This window comes from Mesorhizobium sp. M7A.F.Ca.CA.002.15.2.1, assembly GCF_003998715.1.
In the GTDB taxonomy this organism is placed as follows: domain Bacteria; phylum Pseudomonadota; class Alphaproteobacteria; order Rhizobiales; family Rhizobiaceae; genus Mesorhizobium; species Mesorhizobium ciceri.
The window spans coordinates 1-1403 of the sequence record NZ_RZPI01000975.1; the positions used below are offsets into that span (position 1 = coordinate 1).

Below are 1403 nucleotides of genomic sequence, written 5' to 3' on the forward strand. Positions count from 1 at the left end.
GGCTGAACGGAGCGCCGACGGCAACAGCGCCGTCCGGAATCCTCGAGAGGTCGCGATAGGCCTTGTTGACGATCAGCGTGTCGAGCCTGGCATCGAGAAGCACGACGCCCATATGCATGGCGTCCATCGTCCGCTCGAGGTCGGCCAGATGCTGGTCGGGCTCGCCGTCACCCGATGGTTCCCGCCCCAGACTTTTGAAGGCGCCGGCCAGAGCCGTGACGTTGCGGCCGATGCCGCGATAGCCGGCAAATCTTCCTTCGTCGTCGAACTTTGGAAAGCCTGATGTCAAAACCCAGCGACAGTCGGCGCTGCCAGCCTTGAGCTCATAGACGAAGTCGCGAAAAGGCCGGTGCGCCTGCAGATCCTCCAGATGCGCCGCGCCACTGCGATCGCCGTTCAGGACCTGGTTGAGGAAGTCGAAGCGGAACCGGCCAAGCACGTTTGCCGGATCGATGCCGGTGGCGGCCTGGTAATTTTGCGAAAGCCAGGAGAAGCGCAGTTCGGCGTCCGTTTCCCAGACCCAGTCCGAACCGGCTTCGACGAGTTGGCGAAGCGCATCGTTCGAATCCATGCAAGAGGCGGACGATGAGGCATCGTCGCCATGCACTGTGGATCTGCGAGGCCCGCGCTTGCCGCGCGCGCCGATTGTTTCGTCCGCTTCCGCCATGCCGTCCCCACCCCGAAAACCAAGGCCGAACCCTCCTCCGCGGTTCGTCGGCGGAATCTGCCCGAGAAGCATTAAGGATCCGCTAACCTTAACGGTCGGTTGGACAGGATTGCGCGGCGCGGTCTGCTTCATTCCGCCCGGTTGTCGGCGGGGTCGAACCCGCTATATAAGCAACGGCAGGGGTATTGCTGATGCTTGGACGGATTGTGCCTTTTTTCATGGGGCTGGCGCTGCTTTTCGGCGGCGGTTGCTCGCGCAGTTATGACGGCACGGTCGTCATCCCGAGACCGCTTGATGTCCGGCGATTCTGGGATCGGCCGCCACCGAATGTCGACTATGGGCAATCCGAGGTCGAGAACGGCGCTTTTCCTGTGGCGCCGCAGCCGGACCGGCGTTTTTCCGAGCGCAAGGTCAGCCATGCCGCACCGAGACGGCACCAGACGAGGTTGCCTGCGTCCGCTTCCCTATCGGCGCCAGCGAAGCCGCTGACCTGCAGGAACGTCAGCGAGCCTGGCAAGAGAGCTCGCATGGTCTGCGATTAGATCGGAGCGGGTCCCTAAAAGCGGGACCCGGTTTTCGGATGGGATGCGATCAAGACGCGATCCGCGGATAGCTTCGGTGACCCGGCCTCACAGTGAAGCAGCGCCCTTTTTCGGCTCCTTCGCACCGAGCTTGTCGAGTGCAAGACGAACCTGACGCAGATCTTCCTGCCAGCCGTCATCGTCGTCCATCGGAC

General features: G+C 62.8%; 2 protein-coding genes. One reads left to right on the forward strand and one right to left on the reverse strand.

Annotation, left to right across the window (positions count from 1 at the left end; genetic code table 11):
* Positions 1-667 (reverse strand): PAS domain-containing protein (locus ENZ74_RS31705; RefSeq protein ID WP_164761401.1); only part of this gene is annotated, 667 nt, incomplete at its 3' end.
* A gap of 191 nt (positions 668-858) precedes the next feature.
* Between ENZ74_RS31705 and ENZ74_RS31710 the strand changes: the two genes are divergently transcribed.
* Complete coding sequence (locus tag ENZ74_RS31710) at positions 859-1209, forward strand: hypothetical protein (RefSeq protein WP_013529266.1); 351 nt, start codon at positions 859-861, stop codon at positions 1207-1209.
* Positions 1210-1403 lie beyond the last annotated feature (194 nt).